The organism is Kitasatospora sp. NPDC088861 (assembly GCF_044750105.1).
GTDB lineage: Bacteria > Actinomycetota > Actinomycetes > Streptomycetales > Streptomycetaceae > Kitasatospora.
Genome location: NZ_JBIVJF010000069.1, coordinates 1 through 1438, shown reverse-complemented (window position 1 = coordinate 1438; position 1438 = coordinate 1). Strand labels below are relative to the sequence as shown.

Below are 1438 nucleotides of genomic sequence, written 5' to 3'. Positions count from 1 at the left end.
CCAATGCCGGTGACTTTAGGTTGCTCCTGGCTGGGTGATGGTGACTGTCGCCGGTTCTGGTTGCGGCCAGTTGCGGTGTTGGGAGCGTTTGAGGGGCCAGTTGGACATCTTGCGTTTGATGACGCGGGGGCAGGTCCGCCTGCGGCGTTCGGGTAGCAGGCGGTCGGTGATCTCAGCCAGGGTGCGGGTCAGCGCGCTGGCGAGTGTGCCGGGGGGAAAGCGCCGCCTGGGCGGGGACCTGGCGGCGTACGACCCGCAGGCTGCGGGTGAAGGACAGGCGGTCGGGGTCCAGGCCCTCGCTGAGGGCGGCCTGGTGCATCAGCTGCCGGATGGCGTGGTGGACCAGGAGGAGTCCGTACACCTCCTGCTCGACGCCCCACGGGTACTTCGAGCGCAGGACGAGTTTGGGGCCGCGCTGGTGGGTCTTGATCTCGTCCAGCGTGGTCTCGATCTCCCACCGCTGGACGTAGAGCGCGGCCAGCTCGGCTGCCGGTGCCGCTTCGGGGTCGAGGACGGTGGTGACCAGCCGGTAGACGCTCTGGTCGCCGGTCGTGGTCAGGGTGTACTCGACGACCCGCACGGTCACCGGGTTGCGGCGGCTCTTTCGGTCCGGTTCGGCGTGGACAGTGCTGAGGTAGGAGCCGTCGGAAAGGACCCGCAGCACGGGCAGGGCGGCGTTGGTGCGGACCCGCCACAGCAGGTCCGCGCCGCTCGCCCGTGCGGCCTGCCACAGCTCGAAGCCGTAGAAGCCCCGGTCGGCCAGCAGCAGCATCCCCTCCCGCAGAAGGGGGAACAGCCGCCGGGACAAAGACTGCTCACTGACCGACAGCGGGCCAATGGCCGCGCCGAACATCGCATGAGTGCCGCACTCGGCCAGCCCCACCACCCTGGCCTGCGGAAACGCACTCGCCCCACGGCCGGACACGTGCCGGCCGAAGAACTCGGTGTTGGCGTCGGTGTCCGCCAGGTCCAGGCAGGTGCCGTCCACTGCCACCACACGCCACCGCCGGTACCAGGCGCCCGTCGTTTCGGGCACGGCCAGCGGGCGGCAGACCCGCGCGAACAGCACCTTCAACGGCTCGACCCCCAGCCGTCGGCGGGCCCGGCCGATCGCGGCGGTCGTGGGCACCCGCCACGACCGCCGCCCGTCCCCGAGCCCCTCACCCAGCAGCCGGGCGACCTCCTCGTAGCCCTGCCCGAAGAACAGGCACATCGCCAGCACGAAGTACACAACCACCCGCGCCGGCAGCAGACGACTGCGTTTCTCACCCCGCCCGGTCTCGGCGATCACCTCATCGACCAGCCCCGGCGGGAACGCCCGGGTCAGTACCCCGATCGCGATCCGGTCCGATATCCGCTCACTCGCAGGCGCCTTGACCTGCCCCACCCTCGCCACACCACAACCAACGAGACACCGACCACAAAGTCACCGGCATTG

Annotated in this window: 1 protein-coding gene; it reads right to left on the bottom strand. The window is 70.2% G+C overall.

What is annotated here, in order from left to right; all coding sequences use genetic code 11:
- Positions 1–172: 172 nt before the first annotated feature.
- A complete protein-coding gene (locus ACIP37_RS37745) occupies positions 173–1396 on the bottom strand; it encodes an IS4 family transposase (RefSeq protein ID WP_363633799.1) in 1224 nt (407 codons plus the stop codon).
- Between the last annotated feature and the right edge of the window lie 42 nt (positions 1397–1438).